20 protein-coding genes are annotated in these 21179 nt (G+C 55.5%); 13 read left to right on the top strand and 7 right to left on the bottom strand.

Annotated elements, in window-relative coordinates; translation table 11 throughout:
- The first annotated feature begins 56 nt into the window (after positions 1–56).
- The 6 genes from RGQ30_RS00405 to RGQ30_RS00430 all read left to right on the top strand — a co-directional run bounded on the left by RGQ30_RS00405 (position 57) and on the right by RGQ30_RS00430 (position 7301).
- On the top strand, positions 57–713 hold the full coding sequence (locus RGQ30_RS00405) for a cation efflux transmembrane domain-containing protein (RefSeq protein ID WP_130557173.1): 657 nt from the start codon (positions 57–59) through the stop codon (positions 711–713).
- 101 nt (positions 714–814) lie between these two features.
- Complete coding sequence (locus RGQ30_RS00410) at positions 815–1138, top strand: hypothetical protein (RefSeq protein ID WP_130557172.1); 324 nt, start codon at positions 815–817, stop codon at positions 1136–1138.
- A gap of 63 nt (positions 1139–1201) precedes the next feature.
- Entirely contained in the window at positions 1202–2449 is a 1248-nt protein-coding gene (locus tag RGQ30_RS00415) for a TolC family protein (protein ID WP_338284600.1), read from the top strand.
- Positions 2446–3003 (top strand): hypothetical protein, encoded by a 558-nt coding sequence (locus tag RGQ30_RS00420; protein WP_130557170.1) that lies wholly within the window; start codon positions 2446–2448, stop codon positions 3001–3003. The genes RGQ30_RS00415 and RGQ30_RS00420 overlap by 4 nt, the downstream gene beginning before the upstream one ends.
- Before the next feature lie 2 nt (positions 3004–3005).
- Positions 3006–4163 carry an efflux RND transporter periplasmic adaptor subunit gene (locus tag RGQ30_RS00425; RefSeq protein ID WP_130557169.1) on the top strand — a complete coding sequence of 386 codons (1158 nt, stop codon included), beginning with the start codon at positions 3006–3008 and terminating at the stop codon, positions 4161–4163.
- Between the two features lie 12 nt (positions 4164–4175).
- Complete coding sequence (locus tag RGQ30_RS00430; RefSeq protein ID WP_130557168.1) at positions 4176–7301, top strand: efflux RND transporter permease subunit; 3126 nt, start codon at positions 4176–4178, stop codon at positions 7299–7301.
- Here RGQ30_RS00430 and RGQ30_RS00435 read toward each other — a convergent pair.
- Positions 7236–8561 carry an ABC1 kinase family protein gene (locus RGQ30_RS00435; protein WP_338284601.1) on the bottom strand — a complete coding sequence of 442 codons (1326 nt, stop codon included), beginning with the start codon at positions 8559–8561 and terminating at the stop codon, positions 7236–7238. The genes RGQ30_RS00430 and RGQ30_RS00435 overlap by 66 nt on opposite strands.
- Before the next feature lie 118 nt (positions 8562–8679).
- Entirely contained in the window at positions 8680–8991 is a 312-nt protein-coding gene (locus RGQ30_RS00440; protein ID WP_130557167.1) for a hypothetical protein, read from the bottom strand.
- Positions 8992–9180: 189 nt separating this feature from the next.
- Between RGQ30_RS00440 and RGQ30_RS00445 the strand changes: the two genes are divergently transcribed.
- The 6 genes from RGQ30_RS00445 to RGQ30_RS00470 all read left to right on the top strand — a co-directional run bounded on the left by RGQ30_RS00445 (position 9181) and on the right by RGQ30_RS00470 (position 14320).
- Positions 9181–9882 (top strand): heavy metal response regulator transcription factor, encoded by a 702-nt coding sequence (locus RGQ30_RS00445; RefSeq protein WP_130557166.1) that lies wholly within the window; start codon positions 9181–9183, stop codon positions 9880–9882.
- The gene (locus tag RGQ30_RS00450) at positions 9879–11201 is read left to right on the top strand and encodes an ATP-binding protein (protein ID WP_130557165.1); all 1323 of its coding nucleotides are present in this window, start codon (positions 9879–9881) and stop codon (positions 11199–11201) included. Before RGQ30_RS00445 ends, RGQ30_RS00450 begins: the two co-directional genes overlap by 4 nt.
- Positions 11202–11417: 216 nt before the next feature.
- Positions 11418–11933: a hypothetical protein gene (locus tag RGQ30_RS00455; RefSeq protein ID WP_130557164.1), complete on the top strand. Its 516-nt coding sequence runs from the start codon at positions 11418–11420 to the stop codon at positions 11931–11933.
- 52 nt (positions 11934–11985) lie between these two features.
- The gene (locus tag RGQ30_RS00460) at positions 11986–12303 is read left to right on the top strand and encodes a PepSY domain-containing protein (protein ID WP_130557163.1); all 318 of its coding nucleotides are present in this window, start codon (positions 11986–11988) and stop codon (positions 12301–12303) included.
- Between the two features lie 5 nt (positions 12304–12308).
- The gene (locus RGQ30_RS00465; RefSeq protein ID WP_130557162.1) at positions 12309–12977 is read left to right on the top strand and encodes a response regulator transcription factor; all 669 of its coding nucleotides are present in this window, start codon (positions 12309–12311) and stop codon (positions 12975–12977) included.
- Positions 12974–14320 (top strand): sensor histidine kinase, encoded by a 1347-nt coding sequence (locus RGQ30_RS00470; RefSeq protein ID WP_130557161.1) that lies wholly within the window; start codon positions 12974–12976, stop codon positions 14318–14320. The genes RGQ30_RS00465 and RGQ30_RS00470 overlap by 4 nt, the downstream gene beginning before the upstream one ends.
- Here RGQ30_RS00470 and RGQ30_RS00475 read toward each other — a convergent pair.
- A complete protein-coding gene (locus RGQ30_RS00475; RefSeq protein WP_130557160.1) occupies positions 14317–14646 on the bottom strand; it encodes a PepSY domain-containing protein in 330 nt (109 codons plus the stop codon). The two genes, RGQ30_RS00470 and RGQ30_RS00475, sit on opposite strands and share 4 nt — an antisense overlap.
- A 129-nt stretch (positions 14647–14775) precedes the next feature.
- Here RGQ30_RS00475 and RGQ30_RS00480 point away from each other — a divergent pair, with 129 nt between their 5' ends.
- Positions 14776–15651: a DMT family transporter gene (locus RGQ30_RS00480; protein ID WP_130557159.1), complete on the top strand. Its 876-nt coding sequence runs from the start codon at positions 14776–14778 to the stop codon at positions 15649–15651.
- A 75-nt stretch (positions 15652–15726) separates the two neighbouring features.
- On the opposite strand, the gene RGQ30_RS00485 is transcribed toward RGQ30_RS00480, so the two are convergent.
- The 4 genes from RGQ30_RS00485 to RGQ30_RS00500 all read right to left on the bottom strand — a co-directional run bounded on the left by RGQ30_RS00485 (position 15727) and on the right by RGQ30_RS00500 (position 21114).
- The gene (locus RGQ30_RS00485; RefSeq protein ID WP_130557158.1) at positions 15727–16293 is read right to left on the bottom strand and encodes a fasciclin domain-containing protein; all 567 of its coding nucleotides are present in this window, start codon (positions 16291–16293) and stop codon (positions 15727–15729) included.
- Between the two features lie 208 nt (positions 16294–16501).
- The gene (locus tag RGQ30_RS00490) at positions 16502–17080 is read right to left on the bottom strand and encodes a histidine phosphatase family protein (protein WP_298218389.1); all 579 of its coding nucleotides are present in this window, start codon (positions 17078–17080) and stop codon (positions 16502–16504) included.
- A 91-nt stretch (positions 17081–17171) separates the two neighbouring features.
- Positions 17172–17939, bottom strand: coding sequence for a TerC family protein (locus RGQ30_RS00495; RefSeq protein ID WP_298218391.1), 768 nt, complete (start codon positions 17937–17939; stop codon positions 17172–17174).
- A gap of 70 nt (positions 17940–18009) precedes the next feature.
- The gene (locus RGQ30_RS00500) at positions 18010–21114 is read right to left on the bottom strand and encodes an ATP-binding protein (protein ID WP_130557157.1); all 3105 of its coding nucleotides are present in this window, start codon (positions 21112–21114) and stop codon (positions 18010–18012) included.
- Between the last annotated feature and the right edge of the window lie 65 nt (positions 21115–21179).

The raw sequence follows: 21179 nt of genomic DNA on the forward strand, positions 1-21179 counted from the left end.
GGTTTCCAATACAGTGGTTCTGTAGACGTTTTTAACCACCGCAAGGAAGACCTGACATGCCCGGTTGCAATCACAGCCATTCTCATGAAGCGGCCGCCTCAGCGGCCAATCCTGGTTTCCGCAAGGTGTTGTGGATCGCCCTGATCGCCAACGCAGCCATGTTTTTTCTGGAAATAGGTGCGAGCTGGCAGGCAGGTTCCGTGTCGCTGTTGGCGGATTCGCTCGATTTCGGCGGAGACGCTGCCAACTACGCACTCTCGCTGTTCGTCTTGGGCATGGCCCTTCAAACCCGCGCCAAGGCGGCTTTGCTCAAAGGCGTGTCCATGGGGCTGTACGGGGTGGGCGTGCTGGGTTTTGCGCTGTACGCGGCGTTCAATGGGGAAGTGCCTTCCTACACCACCATGGGTGTGGTGGGGGTGTTGGCGCTCGCTGTGAATGTGGGTGTGGCTGCCTTGCAATACCGTTACCGCAATGGCGATTCCAACATGCGTTCAGTGTGGCTTTGCAGTCGAAACGACGCCATAGGCAACCTGGCTGTGCTGGGTGCAGCTGTGTTGGTGGGCGTAACCCAGGCCGCCTGGCCCGACCTGGTGGTGGCCGCCTTGATGGCCTCGCTGGGTCTATCTGCCTCGGTCAGTGTAATCCGGCAAGCCCGGGGTGAATTACGTGGTGAACCACCAAGGGTTGCGAATGAACATGGACATTCACACTGAAGGTCACATGGACGTGCACACCAAGCCATGGCAAATGCTTGGTCCAACCTGTCCCATATTCTGGTTTTGAACCTTTTTCGGCCTGTGTTAATCTCACGCTCATGAAAAAGTGGTTTCTTCTTTTGCTGATGATGGTTCTACCGCTGCAAAGCCTGCTGGCTGAGGGGCAGTTTTTCCATGCACTCGAGGACACGCATTCACACACTCATGTGCAAACGTTGCCTACCGATGGCCATGTCCAAACCACTGAAGACAATTCCGCAGAGACCGACCACCACCACCATTGCCCAGGGCATTGTACGGTGGTGTTGTCCAGCCTGCCCGCCAATGCGCACCCCGACCTGACCTACGCCGAGTTTTCCCCTGAGCCAACACTGGCCACCTCTTTTTTCAATTCCCGAATAGAACGCCCCAACTGGTGTTGAACCTGCTTTGACCTGTGCCCCTGCATGCAGGGGGATTTTCACTTGTTCACGGAGTTTTTCACCATGAATTCACCACTGCGCGTGGTGCTTTGGGCGTGCGTCGGTTTTGCCGCCGCGCCTTGGGCACACGCTCAAGAAGCCACTGTGCCGCTTGCACAGGTTTACCAATCGGCGCTTGCGCACAACCCGGCTTTGCTGGCCCAAGGCCAGCGCATTGCAGCACTGAAAGCCGGGCGTGAAAATGCCAACAGTTTGACTGCTGCACCCCTGGCACTTGAAGGGTCGTATCGAAGCGACCGCAACCGGGACAACCAGGGTTTGCGGGAAACCTCGCTGGGCCTGAGCGCACCCCTTTGGTTGTGGAATGAACGCAGCACGAACCAGAACCTTCGCCAGCTTGAACTGGCCGCTGGCGAGCAGCGTGCAGCCGAGTTGAAACTGGAACTGGCCGGGCAAGTTCGGCAGGTGTACTGGAACGCGCTGGCTGCGCAGCTTGATGTTGACCTCGCGCAGGCGCGTGTCATTTCGGCTGACAGGCTGATGGCTGATGTAAAGCGCCGGGTGGATGCCGGTGATCTGGCCAAGGTTGACCTGCTGCAAGCCACTGCACTGCGAGCGCAAGCCCATGTTGAGCTTGGCCGTGCCATGTCCACCTTGTCCACTGTGGGTTCCGAGTTTGCGCAGCTTACCGGCTTACCCGTCACTGTGCTGAATGCCCATGGCCGTGCCTCGACAGAAACGCTGCCCAATGAAACCACGCTGAACATTCAGGGACATCCGCTTTTTCAGGCAGCGCAAAACGAGGCACTGCTCAATGGCAGCCGGGCAGACCTGGTTGCCATTCAACGGCGTGAAAACCCCGAGGTGGGGCTGGCATTGATCAACGAGCGCGCGGCTTTCGGTGCGCCGAATGAAAAGTCGCTGCTGCTTTCCACCCGAATTCCCTTGGGCTCCCGGACAGCGCATGCCAGCCGATTGCTGGCAGCGCGTGCGGATGAAACCGAGGCTCAGGAAACGCTCAAGCGTGTGGGCACCCGCATCAAGGCGCAAGCGACTGCCGCGCAGGCCAATGTGGAGTGGTTTGAAAAGCTGCAAGGCAATGCGCAGGCACAGGCGGAACTGGCCCGACAGGTTTATACCTTGCATCAAAAGTCATTTGCACTGGGTGAAACCGATTTCCCCACGCTGTTGCGTTTCGAGCAGCAGGCCTTTGAGGCTGAGCGTTTGGCCAAAAAATCCACCATTGAATTCTCGACCAAAGTGTCTGCCTTGTTGCAGGCGCTGGGTCTGTTACCCGAGCAAGCACCATGAAAAAACCTGTCACTGTTTTGTTGTTATGCGCCATGCACACACTGGCCTTGGCTGGCCCCGGCCACGACCATGGCGATGAAGCCTCTGTTGCGGCAGGGGCTGTATTGCCCCGTGTTGTCATGGAATCCGATTTGTTTGAAGCCGTGGGCGTATTGAATGGCCGCACGCTTGAAATTTTTGTCGACCACGCCGCCACCAATGCACCGGTGCAAAACGCCACTCTTGATCTTCAATTGAACGGGCAAAAAGTACCGCTTGAATTGCACGCTGAGGGTGAGTTCGATGCCGTGTTGCCCGAATCCGGATTGGGTGAGCAACTGGCGGTGGCCTTGCAGGTCAGCGTGGGTGATCAAAGCGAGGTGCTGACTGGCACGTTGCTGTTGGCAGATCAAGGCCATGCGCACGAAGGCCATGAGGAACACGCTGACCACGCAGGCCACGAAGAGCATGGCCCGCACGGTGTTGAATATTGGGTGGTGGTGGGCGCTGCTGCGCTGCTGGCCTTGGGCCTGATTGCCTTCTTCATCAAACGCCGCAACAAGGGAGTGAAATAATCATGAAACTAGTCATTTCACGTTCATCCGTGTTCACCTGCGCATTGGCCTTGCTGGCGCTGAATTTCTCAAACAACACCACTGCCTGGGCTGGGCCTGGGCATGACCATGGCGAAGAGCACGACAATGCGCAAGCGCAGGCAACACCTGATGTCGCGATGGGCAACAGCCCGCGCCGCCTGCCCACTGGCGAGGTATTTTTACCCAAGCCCGCACAGCGGCAACTCAACGTGCGCACCACTCCTGCAGTGCTTCAGGCGCATGCGAAAGTCATTGAACTGAATGGCAAGGTTGTTGTTGATCCGCAAACCGGCGGGCTAGTGCAAACCACCGCAGGTGGGCGTTTTGAAGCCCCACCCAAAGGCATCCCGCAGATGGGTCAAAAGGTGACAAAAGGCGAACTGCTGGGCCATGTGCTGGCCAGCCATGGCACGCTGGAGCGGTCTGCCCAGCAGGGTCAACTGGCGCAATTGAAATCGCAACTGAATCTCGCTGAAAGCAGGCTTCAACGAGTACAGCAGCTTCAAGACACTTTGCCAAGGAAAGAACTGGACGCCGCCAATGCCGAGGTGCAGGGTTTGAAAGGCCAGGTTGCTGCCCTGGCGGGTGGCATCGGCGCGAAAGAAGCATTGCGAGCACCAGCCAGTGGTGTTGTATCGAGCAGCCAGGCCATTTCGGGCAAAGTGTTTGACGCGGGTGCGCTGGTGTTTGAAGTGCTTGATCCTTCGGTGGTGCGCATCGATGCCACGTGGGCCAGCGGCGGCGTTCCCCCGGGTTTCAGTGGCGCAACAGTGGTGCTGGGCGACCAAACCATCCAATTGAACTACGTGGGTGCAGCGGGTGCCGTGCGTGATCAATCGCTCACCCTGGTCTTTGAAAACCGCAAACTGGAGCAGACGCGGTTTTTCACCGGGCAACTGGTGAAAGTGTTCGCCGCGCTGGCTGATCAAACAGAGGGTGTTGCCATACCCAGTTCAGCCGTGGTGAAAAACGCGGCGAACCAAACCATGGTGTGGGTGAAAACCGAACCCGAAACCTTTCAGCCACAGGTGGTAGTGACAGAACCACTCGATGGGCAGCGCGTGCTGGTGAAAAGCGGCTTGACGACCTATGACCGCGTGGTGACGCAAGGCGCAACCTTGATTAACCAGGTTCGCTAAAGGGAGAACAGCATGTTTCAGTTTTTACTCGACAGCAGCCTGAAAAACCGGCTGCTGGTGTTGTTCGGTGCCTTGCTGCTGACGGCTTATGGGGCATTCACACTGACCCAAACCCCCGTGGATGTGTTTCCCGATTTGAACAAGCCCACAGTCACGGTGATTACCGAGGCTGGTGGCATGGCTTCCGAGGAAGTGGAGCAGCTGATCACCTTTCCGCTGGAAACCACGTTGAATGGGTTACCTGGTGTGGAGGTGATCCGTTCCGTGTCCAGTGCTGGGCTTTCATTCATTTACGTCACTTTCAATTGGGATGTGGAAATTTACCGCGCCCGGCAGATGGTGTCTGAACGCCTGACCAGCATGGAAGAATCCATTCCGGCCGGGTTGACACCCACGATGGGGCCTGTCAGTTCCATCATGGGTGAGATCATGCAGATCGCCATTCCGATCGACACACAAAAGCTGTCCCCGATGGCGGTGCGCGAGTACGCAGACTGGGTGCTGCGGCCCCGTTTGCTGTCCATTCAGGGCGTGGCACAGGTCATCCCGATTGGTGGTGAGGTGCGTCAGTTTCAGGTGCAGCCCGATTTGCAGCGCATGGTTGATCTGGGCATCACGATTGAACACCTGCAAGCTGCACTGAAAGGTTTTGCGTCCAACACATCGGGCGGATTTTTGTCATTGAATGGCCGTGAATACCTGATTCGTCATCTGGGCAGAACATCTTCGCTGGATGATTTGCGCAATGTCGCGGTGGGGGTTCGCAATGGCCAGCCTGTCTTGCTGATGCAGGTGGCCCAGGTTGAATTTGCTGCAGCGGTGAAGCGGGGGGATGCCGGTTTTGAAGGCAGGCCAGCCGTTATTCTGGGCATTCAAAAACAACCCGATGCCGATACCCTGGCATTGACCCGCGCCATTGAAGAGGCGCTGGCTGGCATGAAAAACAGTTTGCCAGAAGGCATGGAACAACCACGCGTCACCTTCCGGCAAGCCAGTTTTATTGAAGCGTCCATCACCACCTTGCAGGGCAAACTGATTGGGGCTTCGGTGTTTGTGGCGGTGGTGCTGTTTCTGTTTTTGGGCACGCTGCGTCCCACGGTCATTGCACTCACCGCCATTCCAGTGTCCATTTTCATGACAGCGCTGGTGTTCAAGTACTTTGGCCTGTCGATCAACACCATGACACTGGGTGGCTTGGCCATTGCCATTGGTGGTCTGGTTGACGACGCCGTGGTCGATGTTGAAAACATTTTGCGGCGCCTGAAAGAGCAACGGGCCAGAAACCCTGGTCAGCCTTTCGACTGGGTGGCGCTGGTGCGCAAGGCCAGCCTTGAAGTGCGCGCCGGTATTGTGGTTGCCACGGCCATTGTGGTGCTGGTGTTCATTCCCCTGTTCGCATTGCCCGGCATTGAAGGCAAGTTGTTTGTGCCTCTCGGTATTGCCTTTATTGTGTCCACACTGGCCTCACTGGTGGTGTCGGTCACAGTGACGCCGGTGTTGTCGTATTACCTGTTGCCCGGCATCAAGAACCTTGACCATGGCGACACCCGGGCGCTGGCCTGGCTAAAGGCACGTTACCGGGGCAGCTTGCAGGGTGTGTTGAATCAACCTAAAAAAGCCATTGGGGTGGCTCTGCTTGCTGTTGTTGTGGCAGCCGCTTCGGTACCGTTTTTTCCGAAAACCTTTTTGCCGCCCTTCAATGAAGGAACGTTGTTGATCGGTTTACGCCTGAACCCCGGTGTTACGCTGGAAGATTCATCTTCACTGGCCACCCAGGCCGAACAGCTGTTGGCGGGCGTGCCCGAGATTACACACATCGGGCGCAGAAGCGGCCGCGCAGAACTGGACGAACATGCAGAGGGGGTGCATGTGTCGGAACTGGACATTGGCTTGATCCCTGTTTCGGAAATGACCCGGCCCATGGATGAAGTGAATGCCGACATTCGCGCGCGCCTGCAAAATCTGCCTGCAGCCATTGCCTTGGGGCAACCCATTTCCCATCGGATAGACCACATGCTTTCTGGCGTGCGTTCACAAATTGCCATCAAGGTGTTCGGTGAAGACCTGGACACCTTGCGAGGCACAGCGGAACAGTTGCGCATGCAACTGGCCGACATTGATGGGTTGGTTGACCTTGAAGTGGAAAAGCAGGTGCTGGCGCCTGAAATCAAGGTGCGGGTGAATTACGCCGCAGCCTCGCAATACGGGGTATCGGCCACTGACATTTTGCTGGGCCTGCAAACCCTGGTCGAGGGTGAAAAAATCACCCAGATCGTGGAGGGCAACCGTCGCTTTGCGTTGGTGCTCAAGCTTGCAGACCGTGACAGAAGCCTGGAGCAGCTTCAACAACTGTTGATACAAACGCCCAGTGGTGCGGTGCCTTTGTCCGCACTGGCTGAGGTTGAGGACAGTGATGGCCCCAACCAGATCAGCCGCGACGATGGCAAACGCCGCATCGTGATTTCTGCCAATGCGCAAGGTAGGGCTTTATCGGCGGTGGTCGAAGACATTCGCACTGTGGTGGCACGGCAGGCGCTGCCTGAGGGCTATTTTGTGGTGTTGGGCGGCCAGTTTGAGGCGCAGGAAACAGCCACTCGATTGGTCGGTGTTTTGTCAATTGTGTCGCTGGGGCTGATGTTTGCTGTGCTTTACAGTCGATATCAGTCGGTAAAGCTGTCGCTCATTATCATGGCCAATATTCCATTGGCCTTGGTGGGGGCGGTGTTCGCATTGTGGCTGTCGGGCCAACCCCTGTCGGTGGCGGCACTGATCGGCTTTATTACACTGGCGGGAATTTCTGTCCGCAATGGAATATTGAAGGTAAGTCACTACATCCACCTGATGCGTTTTGAGCAAGAGCAATTCAGCCAATCCATGATTGTACGCGGGTCCATCGAACGCTTAAGCCCCGTACTGATGACAGCCCTGGTCACCGCATTTGCGCTTGCTCCCCTGCTGTTTGAAGCCGAGAGGCCGGGCACAGAAATACTGCACCCCGTGGCGGTGGTGATCTTCGGAGGCTTGATCAGTTCGACCTTGCTGGACAGCTACATCACCCCCGCACTGTATTGGTTAAGTGCACGCGCTGACATTCACCCGCGCCTTCAGCCGGGTGACCAGCAAAAACAGGCCACCTAGTTTGCGGTGGATGAACAGGCAGTCAATGGGCGGGGCATGCCAGAATTTTCTGTCCTCGCCCAGCTCAAAGCCCTTGTCACGAATGCGTGCGGCAAGGTCTGTATTGCCAAAGTCAAAAGTACCTTTGGTGCACAGGGGCTCGCAGGCCATTTCCATCAGGTCCAGTACCAGTTCCCGGTGGTGGGCTTGCGTGGTGCTGTCAAAGTAGCCAATTTGTCGGGCCGCTGCATCCATTGCGCTGCGGCTGCCGGCTTGGGCCGCGTTCATCACGGCGACATAGCCATCAATAAGTGCTGCGTCGAAGCCCCGGGTGGCCCCGAAGTCAAGTAACACCACCTTGCCGGTTTTTGGGTTGTAGCGGTAGTTGGCAAAATTGGGGTCGGTTTGCATCAGGCGCATGCCCAGCAATTCCTTGAACATCAACTCGAACAGGGTGGTGGCAATTGTGTCGCGAACTGGCTGGGTTGCCTGTGCCATGGATTCAATTGGCACACCTTCCACAAATCGCATGGCCAAAATACCCCGAGTGGTCAGCACTTCATTCACGGTGGGTATTTCAAAACGGTCATCCTGACCCAACGCAGCGGTGTACTGCACGATGCACTGCGCTTCCCGCAGGTAATCGGCTTCCTCGTGCAACTGCTTTTTGGCCTCGGTCAACAACGCGGCCAAATCAAATGTTTTGGGTACCAGGCCAGTGAAACGCAAAATGGTGGCCACGTTGTCGATGTCGCTGTCGATGCTGTCGCGTACCCCCGGGTATTGGATCTTGATGGCCAGTTTTTCGCCTTCCAGCGAAATGGCTTCATGCACCTGGCCAATGGACGCTGCGGCGATGGGGGTCAAATTGAATTCCCGCACTCGGTCGCGCCACTGTGCGCCCCACTCGCTTTCCAACACTTTCAACAATTGCGCGCGGGGCATGTGCTTGGCGTCTTGCCGAAGTTTGGCCAGAATTTCAGCCAGTTGGGGTGGCAGCATGTCGCCTGCGTCCATCGACACCAGCTGACCCAGTTTCATGGCCGCACCGCGCAGTTGTGCCAGTTGATCAGCCACGCGCAAGGCGTTTTTCGGGGTCAGCAAAAGGCTGCTCAACTTGGGGCGTTTGCCTTGGGCCAGTTGCTTGGTGCCGTTTTTAACGACAGAACCTGCCACGGTGGTTGCCAGCGCCCCAAACCTGCTCAGGCGGGCGAACCTCCCGGAGGGCACTGCCATTTCATTCGGGTTGTTTTGTTCGGAGGGTGATTTTTTGGAAGGCATTTGGACACTGCTTGATGCGGGGCTGAGCTTCATCTTAAAACAAAAGGCGCCTGTGCGGGGAATCACAGGCGCCCTTTGAAAACCGTCAATCAGACCAGTTTTTTGACAAATTCAGTGCTTAGCTGGCATCGCCTTCGGTCAAGTTGGCACCCATGATCTTGCCCAAAACTTCAGCGCGGGTGGCGTTGGACTTGCCAACCTGCATGGCCACGCTGGCATCGCCGCTTACTGGGCTCAATTGGCCAGACTTCACGGCTTGTTGATATTCATTCAACACGGTTTGGCGTGTGATCTGGTCACGCTGCTGGCTCACGCTGTAAACATGCGATGTGCCATCGCCTTGCTGGGTTGCTGGGCTGGCCATTACAACAGCGGGTACGGTAGCGGAAATGGCGAGTACGGAAGTGGCGATCAATTGACGTGCGTTCATGGTAAATCTCCTGAATGGATTGTTTTTTAACTGTTTGCCGCAGCATTGTTGCGTTGGCATGAGTTGTACTTTACGCATCCATGCATGACCAAGCCCCCACAGAAACATTACAAATTTGTAATTTAAAAAACAGGGCCACCCTTCTATACTTCAAAGCTTGTCCATCCTTCGCAAAGCGATCTGCCCGCCATGAAAATTCTGGTCATTGAAGACGAAAAAAAACTGGCGAGCTATTTGCAAAAGGGCCTGAACTCCGAAGGCTTTGTGGTCGATGTCGCGCATCGCGGTATCGATGGTTTGCACTTGGCCACCGAGGGGCACTATGAACTGATCATTCTCGATGGCATGTTGCCTGACCTTGACGGTTTGGGCGTGTTGGCAGCCTTGCGCCAAACCATGGACATTCCCGTTTTGATGCTGACCGCGCGCGCCATGGTGGAAGACCGGGTGAAGGGCCTGCAGGCTGGCGCGGATGATTACCTCACCAAGCCCTTTGCCTTTTCCGAACTGGTGGCCCGTGTTCATGCGTTGGCGAGGCGTGCGCAAGGCAAGCCCAGTGCAGGTTCGGACAGCAGTCACTTGAGCCTGGCTGACCTGGAACTGGATGCCGTGAAACGCCAGGCCCGCCGCGCTGGGCAGGATTTGCGCCTGACCGCCAAGGAGTTCAGCTTGTTGTGGTTGTTGCTGCGCAGGCAGGGTGAAGTGTTGTCACGAACTGAACTGGCTGAGCTGGTGTGGGACATGCACTTTGACAGTGAAACCAATGTGGTCGATGTGGCTGTTCGGCGCTTGCGCGGCAAAATGGATGAACCGTTTGACCAGCCCCTGCTGCACACCGTGCGGGGCATGGGCTATGTGCTTGAGCAACGCGCCGTGGAGAATGGAGCGTGAAAAGACATTCGATGGCCTGGCGCTCGGCCTTGCAAATGTCGATATTCAGCACGCTGGGTGTGGCGATGATTGCCATCATCAGTTTTCAGGCCATCCACATGTGGCAAGACATGCGCCATCAGGACACCATGACCCGCGCCGCTTTAAGTATCGAACAAGTGCTGGCCAGAAACAGCGAGCTGGAGCCCACCGACATGTGGGGTCGTGTCGATGAATTGTTGTTGAGCCTGGGCAATTTACGAGCCAAGGTGCACGGCAACGCTGGCCAGGTGTTGTATGGCCCGCAAGTGCTGTTAAGCAGGGTCAAGCACAAGGCCACCTACATGCACTCGCTGCACAATTTGGGTGGCACCATGCCCATGCGGGACCTGGAGCTGGCGCTGGACGTGTCAGAAGACAAACGGTTCCTGAATTTCGTTGCACTGCTGTTTGCCGGTGTCACCGTGGTGTGGGGGTTTGTGATCATGATGGTCAGCGGCACGCTGGCCCGCTTCGAATTGAAGCCCTTGAATACATTTGGCCGCCGGATTGCCGACTTTGACCCCTCGGATTTGCGGGCCCGCATCAAAAGTGACAACGAGCCCGAAGAGCTTTATCCGGTCATTGAACAGTTCAACAAGCTGATGGGCAAGGTGGGGTATTTTCACGACCAGTTGCGTTCATTCAATTCCAATGTGGCGCACGAGTTGAACACGCCGCTGTCTAGCCTCACTGTGAGCCACGAGCTGTTGCTGCGTGAAAAAACGCTCGACCCCGAGCAACTTCGGGAGGCATTACACAGTCACCTTGAAGAATTGCAGCGCATGAACCGCATCATCCAGAGCATGCTGTTTTTGTCGCATGCAAGCCAAGGGCAATACAACAATTTCCGCTGGGTCGACAAACTCAGCGAACCGGTAATGACAGTGGTGGATTACATGGAAGCCATGCTGGAAGAAAAGCAGCTGAGCTTTGAGATTCAGGGCGACGCGGCCGTACGTGTGGATTCAGAATTGATCAAGCGGGCCCTGTCCAACCTGTTATCCAATGCCGCACGGTATGCACAGGAAGGCAGCGTGATCCAGATCAGGATCGACAAGACCATGCCTTCAGGGCAGGTTCGCATCACCGTCAGCAACAAGGGCGTGTGTATTCCCGAGCCCAGTATTCCGCACTTGTTTGAGCCATTTTACCGGGTAGATCAATCTCGCAATGAAAGTGGACACAACCATGGCTTGGGCCTTGCCATTGTGGCCGCCATCGCACGGCTTCACGGTGGTGAGCCTTTTGCACACTGCGACGGGGATTGGGTACGAATTGGATTCACGATTCAGGCTTGAACAAGGCGGTATACCCCGATAAGGTTGCTGCCTTCACCCAATCTGATGATACAAATTTGTGTGCTTGTGCATGCCCCGCAAAGCCAGGCCCCGCGGCTGTTTTCTGTAAAAAATTCCTTCCGGAACTGCTCACGGGTAAACGCAGACCGACCTGTCACGTTGAGAAAGATATGACTTCATTGTCAAACTCTTTACTTCTCATCAACAGGTTTCGCCATGTTCAACCAACGCAACAGGTCACGCTCCTTGTCTTTTGACTCGCACCGCAATCGCGGATCGTTTGTCGGCAAGCTGGGCAAGTTTCTTTTCGTCGTGTTCAGTTTGATGGTGATCGCGGCCGTGACCTTGTTCGGCGTATCGTCTTGCCAGAACAAGGCCGCCCATCAGCAAACACTGGCGTATGTGTCAAAAAACGATTGTGAGTTTCGTTTTGAAGGGGTGGGCTTGACCCTGATTGAAAACCATTGCGGAAAAGACGCCGGGGTGTACTTCATGACCCCGGATGGCTTGCACACCGCTCCCTTGATCGACCCCGCGGTGTCGCAACTGGTGCAGCGCCATGGCTGCGAGGCCCCCAACCGCTGTGCCTTTAACCTGGAAGTCAAAGGTCAATCGGTCAGCGGGCAATTCGATTACACCATCAATGGGAAGGAAGGCTTTTACAGTTTTGAATGGCCGGATGACGAACAACCCCGCCTGGTTGAATCGAGCAACAGTTCAAACAAGTCTTGACTCCCGTTTTTTAAGCTTTGGTTCAGGTGGATGGTTTAAAGTAGCTTCCACCATGAAAACCCGCGCCCTCCTTCTCCTGTTGCTTGGTTCCGCAATGGCCTGTGCAGTTGCACTGGCGCCGCTGGCCCATGCCGACGACGATGACAAACGCATTCGCCGATTGCAACGCAGTGGCGAAGTTCTGTCCCTGGACCAGATATTCAACCGTGCCCGCGCTGTGAAACAAGGCCGTATCCTGGACGCCGACCTGGATGAAGACGACGGCCGGCTGGTTTATGAAATAGAATTGCTGGACGCCCGTGGGCGCGTCTGGGAAATGAAGCTGGATGCCAGGACTGGGCGCTTGATTGAACTGGAACAGGACGACTGAAGGCCATGCGATTGTTGTTGGTGGAAGACGACCCGGTACTTGGTGCACAACTGCACAAACAGTTGGGCAAGGCTGGTTATGCCGCCGATTGGGTGCAAGATGGCCGCGAGGCGCAGGCACAGGGCAGCATAGAGCCTTATGACCTGGTGGTGCTTGATTTGGGCTTGCCCGGAAAGCCAGGTCTGGAGGTGTTGAAAGCCTGGCGAGCGGAGGGCCTGAAATTGCCCGTGATTGTACTGACCGCGCGGGGCACCTGGCAGGAAAAAGTGGAAGGCTTCAACGCCGGGGCCGATGACTATGTGCCCAAGCCTTTTCAAACGGAAGAATTGCTGGCCCGCATCAGCGCTGTTTTAAAACGATCCATCGGCAATGCGCCTGACACATTGAATGCCAGGGGTCTGGTACTGGACGAAACCCAACAAACCGTGCAGGTGCAAAGCGACCCACCGCAGCAACTGACCGCCACCGAATTCCGCCTGTTGCGCTACTTCATGCTGCACGCCGGCCAGCCCTTGAGCAAAACCCGGTTAACCGAGCATGTGTATGAATACGATGCCGACAAAGACAGCAATGTGATGGAGGTGTATGTGAACCGCCTGCGCAAGAAAATTGGCCCACAGTGGATACAAACCCGCAAAGGGCAAGGTTACGTGTTTGCTGAGCCTGCGCCTTGAATTCACTGCGCAACCGTTTGTCTTTTGGTTTGATTCTCAGCCTGCTGGTGCTGTTGCTGGCCCAGTGGTGGCTGTCGTCCCAAGCCATTGAACGACTGCTGGAAAACCAGTTTCTGGATCAGCTTCAACAGGACAGCGAGGTGTTGCTGGCTGGTATCGAGTTTGATGCCGAAGGTCAGCCGACGCTGAACAGCACCCGCCTGCCACCTGCTTATCAGCAACCCTATTCCGGCAGTTACTTTGCCTTGCAGTTTGGAGCGGATACCCGTTATTCCCGTTCACTGTGGGGGGCTGATTTCAGTTTTCCAGACCCGACAACCGAGCTGGCCGTGACTGCCCGCCAATCGGGCCCGGACGGCCAGCGTTTGCTGGTGCACGCCCGCACTTACCAGAAAGACCGCCAACAGTTCACCATCGCAATGGCCCGTGACATCACGCCCCTCTTGAACAACCTGTCCGATTACAAACTGGCCAATGCCGGTTTTTCAGCCTTGTTCCTGTTGGCATTGGTGCTTATTCAACGCTGGATTGTGCTCAACACGCTCAAGCCGCTGAACGATGTGCAGTCGGCATTGGTGCGTTTGCAGCAAGGCGAGATTGCCCAGCTTGAATTTCGCGGCCCGGATGAAATCAAGCCTTTGGTGACCGAGTTGAACCGCCTGTTGACTGCCATCGATCAACGCCTGAAACGGTCCCGTGAGGGCATGGGCAACCTGGCGCATGCCTTGAAAACCCGCCTGGCCCGCTTGTCGCAATTGAGTGAGGGCGATGAGGCAGGTACAGCCGGTTTTGCCCTTGAAGTACAAACACTTAACCAGGAAGTGGCCCGCCTGATTGACCGTGAAACAGCCCGTGTGCGCGTGGTGGGCGACTTGCGGCCTGGCCAGCGTGTGGACCTGCGTGAAATTCTGGATGCGTTGGTCAACAGTTGCCGGGCCCTGTACCTGGACAAATCACTTCAATTTGTTGTGGAGCTGCCCCAAGGCACCAAGTTGCTCGGCGATCGGGAAGACCTGTTTGAGTTGTTTGGCAACCTGCTCGACAACGCGTCCAAGTGGGCTTACCGCGAGGTTTACATCGTGATGGAAGGGAACACCTTGACGGTGGCAGACGATGGCCCGGGCTGCCCTGCCGAAGCCTTGGCTGAATTGACTCAGCGCGGGTTTCGTGCCGATGAATCCACGCCAGGAAGCGGGCTTGGCCTGGCCATTGCACAGGACATTGCTGGCACCTACGAGGCTCGGCTGGAATTTCGGTCACCAGGCCGTTTGGCCACAAGTGGTAGCACCAATCGGCCCGGGCTTGAAGTGAGCGTGCACTTCAAGCCCGGTGTGCTGCTTTAGAACCAGTCTTTGTCCACTTTCAGGACCTTGCCAGTTTTCGCATCCAGATCCACTTCCACTTCCTTGCCGTCGGTATTCACCACTTCCACTTCCCATTTCCAGCCCTTGCCATAATCGCGGTCATCGAGTTCCAGTTCGGTGACTACACCAGGAAATTCCTTCAAGGCGATTTCACGAGCCTGTTCAGCGGAGATCAGGCCAAAGGTTTTCACGATTTCTGCATCGCGCTGGCCGTTGCTGCGGTGGTCGCTATCGGCATGCGCTGCGAAAGGAATGGCAGCCGCAATGGCCAGGGCTGACAGGGTTTTGATCCATGTATTTTTCATTTTTAAACTCCAGTGTGTGACTCGATGGTTCCCAGTGTAGTGAGCCCACCTGAAACCAAGCTGAAAAACACCGCACTGTGATGTCACTGGCTTGATTACAATGTGGCACGCCTTTTAAGTTGTGTTGAAATGAATCAATCCACCCTGTTGCGCAATGCCAGCCTGGCTTTTCCCTTTGTGCTGATCTGGACGAGTGCTTTTCCAGCCGCAAAAATTGGCCTGATGGATAGCCCGCCCCTGCTGTTTCTGGCATCGCGTTTTCTGGTTGCCGGCGCGTTGATGCTGGCTTGGGCCCATTGGCGTGGCAGCTTGCGCGTAATGAGCTTGCAGGAGTTGGCCGTACTGGCCACACTGGGCTTGCTTAACCATGCCTTGTACCTGGGGTTGAGCTGGACCGGCATGGGCAGTTTGTCCTCGGGGTTGTCTACTATTCTGATCAGTGCCAACCCGATCGTGGTGGCTGTGTTGTCGACCTTTCTGCTGCGCGAACCGCTGACCCGCCAAAAGCAGCTGGGACTGGCCTTGGGCTTTCTGGGTGTGGCCTACATTGTGCGCAATCGAATGGGGTCGACCACCGACACGCTGGAAGGTTTTTTACTGGTCTTGGCGGCTTTGCTGACCTTGGCCTGTGGCACCGTGTTGTACAAAAAATGGCCTGTAAAAACCGATGTGGTGACCGGCACCGGCTTTCAAATCCTGATCAGTGGTGTGTTGTTGCTGCCAGTTGCCCTGTGGTTTGAAGACCCTTCGGCCATGGCGTTGACGCCTTCATTTTTGGGTGCATTTGCCTGGTTGGTGCTGGTGGTGTCCATCACCGGGTACCAGCTCTGGTTCAATTTGCTGGAGCAAGGCAGTGCCAGTGCCGCCAGTGTGTGGTTTTTCCTCACTCCCCCCTTGGGGCTGCTGGCCGGCGCATGGCTGTTGAATGAGCCTTTGAACTGGGCTGACTTTCTGGGCATTGTGCCGGTGGTGCTGGGCATTGTGCTCGTGACGCGGTCCAAATAAAAATGGCGAACCAGTCAGGTTCGCCACTTTAGCAATCGCGATGAAGACGATCAGGGATTGCTCAAGACTTATTGCTCAAGAATTAGGGAGCAACACACTGTCCACCACGTGAATCACCCCGTTGGACTGATACACATTGGCAATCGTGACCTGGGCCGTGCCGCCTTTTTCGTCGGTCAGTATCACTTTGTCGCCATTCAACATGGCACCCAGTGAACCACCCGAAGCGGTTTTCACTTTCACCATGCCGCCAGCCTGCACAATCAGATTGCTCAGGTCGGCTGCGGAAATCTTGCCGGGCACCACATGGTAAGTCAGCACCTTCTGCAAGGTGGGCTTGTTCTCAGGCTTCAACAGCGTGTCCACAGTGCCGGGAGGCAATTTGGCAAATGCATCATTCGTGGGGGCAAACACGGTGAAAGGCCCTTTGCTTTTCAAGGTGTCGACCAAACCAGCGGCTTTTACTGCAGCCACCAGGGTGGTGTGGTCTTTGGAATTCACCGCATTGTCGACAATGTCTTTGTTGGCGTACATGGCTGCACCGCCCACCATGACATCCGCTTGCGCAGGCAGGGTGATGGCTGCTGCAGAAAGGGCCAGGCCACTGATCAGTGCGGTTTTCGTGAATTTTGACTTCAACATTCTTATAACCTCCAATTTGGAATTTCGAACTAAAGATCTTCCATACGCTTCGGTGTACAAACCGGAATCGTTTTAGTTCGAGGCCATTAGGGGCAGTAAGTTCAAGTATTTGCAATCAAGTTTTGTGAAGTCTTTGTTTCGTGACCAAAAACGCGCACTTGGTCCGGGTCTCCAGTTCATGGTCACTACATCATGCCCATAGCGGCGATTACAGGGTGTCTGCCCGCACCCGACCCAGTACCGTCACCTCGCCGTTGGGCAAAAATTTGAACAGCACCACCTCGCCCGAGTCTGGATAAACCCCGGTCAGTGCGGTGGTGTTGACCTGGTGGCTGACATACAGCACCTTGTCACTAGGTTTCAGAGTGGCCAGGTGTTTCTTCAAGGCCGCTGTGTGTTCAGCGCTGTTACCACGCCCTTGGAAAAACGAATTCAGTGCGGGCAGCTCCCGGACCTTTCCTACATCCAGTTCTTCGGCGGTGTGCAGGCACCGGCACCACTGGCTTGAATACACAGCGGTCAGTGCAATGCCCTTGTCGCGGATGGCTCTGCCCAGAACTCGGGCCTCTTTGCGGCCAGTCGCATTCAAGTCACGCTGCGTGGCGCAGTTACCAAGAACAAAGCCTTCGGGATCGCCAAAACCAGGCGCGGTAGCATGCCGCATGATGGCGTGAACACCCGGTTGTTTCCACAGTTGCCAAGGATCGGTGGCAGTTTGTGCCAAGGCAAAGCAGGGAAATAAAGCGAAGAAAGGGAGTAAAAAAACGCGCGCAATTCGGTACAGCATGAATTCACCTTCTTCATGAAATTTTCCGCATTCGGAAAACAAAAAAGCCAGTCTACACTGGCTTTTTTGCATTTCACAACAACCTGAAAAATCAGGCTTTGGCTTGTGCTGCCTCGTCCAGCAAACGCTGGCGCTTGGCTTTCGAGCGCAGGTTGAGCAACTCAACCAGCAGTGAAAAGCCCATGGCGCTGTACAGGTAGGCTTTTGGCACATGCTGGCCGAAGCTTTCCGCGATCAGCAGCATACCGACCATCATCAGGAAGGCCAGGGCCAAAACCTTGACAGAGGTGTGTGCTTCAACGAATTCACCAATGGATTTGGCAAATACCATCATCACGCCTACGGCAACCATGACGGCTGCAATCATGACTTCGATGTCATCGGCCATACCCACGGCGGTAATGACGGAGTCCAAGCTGAATACGATGTCCAGAATACCAATCTGAATAATGGAATAAATAAACAGTTTCTTGCCGGTTTGCTGCGCGGCAGCGCCCAAGGCCAGCTCGTCCTCGTGTTTTTGAGGCGCTTCAACTTCCTCGTAGATTTCCTTGGATGCCTTGTACAAGAGGAACAGGCCACCAAAGAACAAGACAAGGTCCCTGCCGGTGATTGACGCCCCCATCACTTCAAACAGTGGTTCAGTCAGGCCGATGATCCAGGACAGCGAGAACAGCAGGCCCACGCGGGTCACCATGGCGAACATCAGGCCGAATTGCCGCACGCGGTCGCGAATGTCTGCCGGCAGTTTGGATACCAACACCGTGATGAACACAATGTTGTCAATGCCGAGCACAATTTCCAAAGCCGTCAAAATCGCAAAGGCGATCCAGACGTTTGGATCCATCAGTAATTCCATAGAAAACTCCACTTTTGAATCAAGAGATCAACAGGCCGCTATTCTGCACCACATTTCGCATTGTGGGTGGTCATTTCGTATTCTGGCTACTGATTGCCAAGCGATTTAACAACAAATTGAACTGGATCGGCTTGGCAAAATGGAAGTTAAAACCCGCTGTTTGCGCTTTGTGAATGTCGGTGTCGAAAGCATAACCTGTCAGGGCAGCCATTTCACACTGTTGATTGGGGCCAGGGGTATTGCGGATTTCCACAGCGACCTGATAACCAGACAATTTCGGCATGTCGATGTCGAGCAATATGAAGTCGAAAACCCCATTTTTGGCTTTTTCCAGGGCCTGTTGTCCGTCCCGGGCAATTTCCACAGTGTGACCATCCTTTTTCAGAAACACCTCGAGCAGTTTGATGTTCAACGGCATGTCGTCTGCAACCAGCACACGGAGCGCGCGCTTGGGCAAGATCCGCTCTTCACTGTGTTCTTTGAGTGCGGTTTCCCGCTTCAATGAAACTGAAAAGGTCACTCGCGTACCCTTGCCGGTTTCGGACTGCAGGTGAATTTCCCCACCCATGGCACCGACCAGGCTTTTTACAATCGACAGTCCCAGCCCGGTGCCACCAAAGCGGTTGTCCCGGTCGACATGTACCTGTGAAAAGGGTTTGAACAGTTGGCTGAGCTTGTCGGCCGGAATGCCCAGACCCGTGTCGATGACTTCAAAGGTTAGTCGGTAGAAGCCATCGTTTAAGGGTGACTTGCTTGCTTTTAATGCTACTTTGCCGTGAGAAGTGAATTTGATCGCATTGGAAAGCAGGTTCTGAATAACTTGCCGCAGGCGGCCTATGTCGCCACGATAAATTTGATGTTCACCCAGGTTGTTTTCAATTTCAAAGGCCACCCCCTTGGATTCGCAATTCAAGCGCGACAGTTCCGAGCTGCCTTTGAGCAATTGATCCATCACGAAGGGTGATTCGGTCAGGGTAACCATTCCCGATTCCAGCTTGGAGAAGTCCAGAATATCGTTCAGGATGGTTGACAGTGTTTCTGACGATTGAACCAGATACCCCGCTTGTTCCTTGAGCTCGCCCGCAGGCAGGTCTGCTTCGAGCAAACGGGAAAAGCCCAAAATGCCGTTCAAGGGTGTGCGGATTTCATGGCTCATCGTGGCCAGAAAGCGACTTTTTTCAGTGTTCGCATCTTTTTCCGCTTTGGCGGCGATGGCTGTTTCGCGCAGCTGGCTCTCCAGTGCCAGTTGAACAGTGCGGTCCAAGTGTGTACCGACCACGCGGGTGGGCTCTCCCAATAGGTCACGCACAATCAGGGCTTTGGACAGGATATTGACCCAGTGCCCGCTTTTGTGGCGCATTCTGAATTCGGCTTCATACGACTTTTTCTCCGGGTCCTGGAGTGCTTCGGTCAGTCTGCTCTTGGCCATTTCAAGATCGTCTGGTGCAGTGAGCCGCTCCCAGGTGCTGAAACAGTTTTCCAGTTCATGGTCCTCATAGCCCAGCAGGCGCTTCCAGCTTGGAGAAAAATAAACTGTACTGGCGTGTATGTCCCAGTCCCAAAGCCCGTCGTGGGAGCCTTCCATCGCGAGCTTGAAACGTTCCTCGCTCTCCGCCAGGCTATCGCGTACCTGCCTTTCTTCCGTGACGTCTTTACACATCACGATAATGCCGCCACGTTGGCCGTCGGGCTTGAGCCAAGGCTCAATGGCCCAGTCCAGCCAAATGGTGTCTCCTTCAGGGCTGGTCCACGGGTCGGACGTAGCTGAAATGCTTTCGCCCGCCAAGCCAGCCTGGTGGGCCTGGCGCCAGCGCTCGTGCAGGTTCTCCACCACATCGTAGTGATTTTTCCCCACGAGGCTGCCAGGTGTGCGCGTGAAGGTTTGCGCCCAGCGGGACGAAGCTGCCACGTAGTTCATTTCGGTGTCGAACATGGCAATTGGCACAGGCGCTTGAACAATCAATGCTTCGACAATCCAGTAGCTTTCCTTGGTGGACCTCAGTGCTTTTTCCAGTGACTTGCTCTTCTCGGTCAGCCCGCGAGTCAGGTCCAGAATGTCCCGGGCAATCGGCTGCAATTCGGTTGGCAGTTCGTTGAGTGAGCGGGCCAGTGACTTCTCGTCATTTTTGCGCACCAGCTCCAGGTAGGCTGTGGCCTTGTTAGACAGGCTGCGCCCAAGGCCCAATACCAGCAAAAGCGTCGACAGGGTACCAATAATCAGGGCGAGAATGGCGCCCATCAAGGCTGTAGAAATTGGGGAGGACACTGCGTTCAGTGGCGTAAGGGTGGCCGACACCCAACCCAGGCTGTCGGTTTCCGCGCTTTTGTTGGGCGCAAAGGCAATCAGGTAGCTTTCCCCGTCGCTCAAGGTTTCAATGGACCAGTTGCTTTTGCCGTTCACTGCCTGTTGAAAACCCTGCATGGCTGTCCAAGCGGTGCTGTCCTGAAGGTCTGCCAATTCCAGGCGATTGCCCATTCTCAGGGTACCGTCTTTGGCAAGAATGACCGTGGGCGCGGAAGGGTTGATGGTGTTGAAGACATCTTGCTCGATTTCAGAAATGAAGTATTTCCAGTCCAGGTGAATGCCGATCACGCCGATGATTTCATCGCGCTGGTTCTTCAGGGGGGTGGTGAAGTCGATGAACTGGTACTTCTCTTCGGCCCGGGCTGGCAACAACGCAGCGAGCAAGGCGGCTTCGTGCACGTCCATGATTGCAGGGGAAATCAGGCCTTGTTTGAACCAAGGACGTGCAGCAACACTCTTGCCTACGAGAAGGTCATCCAGCGCGGCCAATACCGTGCCGTCCGGGGAGGCGACACCGATCCAGAGATAGCCGGGTGTGTTTTGCCGCATGATTTGCAGCAGGGCAGTTTGTTGCTCGGCAGAGAAATTGCCAAAGGACTGCTCAATTTTGCTGGTGTAGATCAGGTCGCGCAGGTGTTCCTTCAAATGCCGATTCACCGATTGGGCTATCTGCTCGGTCTGTGCCAGTGCATTGGCCCCGGCCTTCTCAATGGTACTGTTGCGCAAAATCCAGTGCGCGGTGATGGCCACCGGGATGGACAGCAGGAACAGGGCGATCAGACTTCCGGCGATGAGGCGGCTCGTGAAGCTTGCCCGAACGTTGAATTTCAGCATGGGGCTTGGGATGGTTTGCAGTTGGGGATGAGTCACTGTAACGCAGGGCGGTGAATGGTTCAATCTTTCGGTTGGGCGATGTTCCCTCACTCGGTGTTGTG

Origin of the sequence: Limnobacter thiooxidans (assembly GCF_036323495.1) — a bacterium.
GTDB lineage: Bacteria > Pseudomonadota > Gammaproteobacteria > Burkholderiales > Burkholderiaceae_B > Limnobacter > Limnobacter thiooxidans.

Excerpts from the sequence above, each read along its gene's own strand:
- RGQ30_RS00405 (WP_130557173.1), top strand. The coding sequence starts at position 57 with ATGCCCGGTTGCAATCACAGCCATTCTCATGAAGCGGCCGCCTCAGCG.
- RGQ30_RS00410 (WP_130557172.1), top strand. The coding sequence starts at position 815 with ATGAAAAAGTGGTTTCTTCTTTTGCTGATGATGGTTCTACCGCTGCAA.
- RGQ30_RS00415 (WP_338284600.1), top strand. The coding sequence starts at position 1,202 with ATGAATTCACCACTGCGCGTGGTGCTTTGGGCGTGCGTCGGTTTTGCC.
- RGQ30_RS00420 (WP_130557170.1), top strand. The coding sequence starts at position 2,446 with ATGAAAAAACCTGTCACTGTTTTGTTGTTATGCGCCATGCACACACTG.
- RGQ30_RS00425 (WP_130557169.1), top strand. The coding sequence starts at position 3,006 with ATGAAACTAGTCATTTCACGTTCATCCGTGTTCACCTGCGCATTGGCC.
- RGQ30_RS00430 (WP_130557168.1), top strand. The coding sequence starts at position 4,176 with ATGTTTCAGTTTTTACTCGACAGCAGCCTGAAAAACCGGCTGCTGGTG.
- RGQ30_RS00435 (WP_338284601.1), bottom strand. The coding sequence starts at position 8,561 with ATGCCTTCCAAAAAATCACCCTCCGAACAAAACAACCCGAATGAAATG.
- RGQ30_RS00440 (WP_130557167.1), bottom strand. The coding sequence starts at position 8,991 with ATGAACGCACGTCAATTGATCGCCACTTCCGTACTCGCCATTTCCGCT.
- RGQ30_RS00445 (WP_130557166.1), top strand. The coding sequence starts at position 9,181 with ATGAAAATTCTGGTCATTGAAGACGAAAAAAAACTGGCGAGCTATTTG.
- RGQ30_RS00455 (WP_130557164.1), top strand. The coding sequence starts at position 11,418 with ATGTTCAACCAACGCAACAGGTCACGCTCCTTGTCTTTTGACTCGCAC.
- RGQ30_RS00460 (WP_130557163.1), top strand. The coding sequence starts at position 11,986 with ATGAAAACCCGCGCCCTCCTTCTCCTGTTGCTTGGTTCCGCAATGGCC.
- RGQ30_RS00465 (WP_130557162.1), top strand. The coding sequence starts at position 12,309 with ATGCGATTGTTGTTGGTGGAAGACGACCCGGTACTTGGTGCACAACTG.
- RGQ30_RS00475 (WP_130557160.1), bottom strand. The coding sequence starts at position 14,646 with ATGAAAAATACATGGATCAAAACCCTGTCAGCCCTGGCCATTGCGGCT.
- RGQ30_RS00480 (WP_130557159.1), top strand. The coding sequence starts at position 14,776 with ATGAATCAATCCACCCTGTTGCGCAATGCCAGCCTGGCTTTTCCCTTT.
- RGQ30_RS00485 (WP_130557158.1), bottom strand. The coding sequence starts at position 16,293 with ATGTTGAAGTCAAAATTCACGAAAACCGCACTGATCAGTGGCCTGGCC.
- RGQ30_RS00490 (WP_298218389.1), bottom strand. The coding sequence starts at position 17,080 with ATGCTGTACCGAATTGCGCGCGTTTTTTTACTCCCTTTCTTCGCTTTA.
- RGQ30_RS00495 (WP_298218391.1), bottom strand. The coding sequence starts at position 17,939 with ATGGAATTACTGATGGATCCAAACGTCTGGATCGCCTTTGCGATTTTG.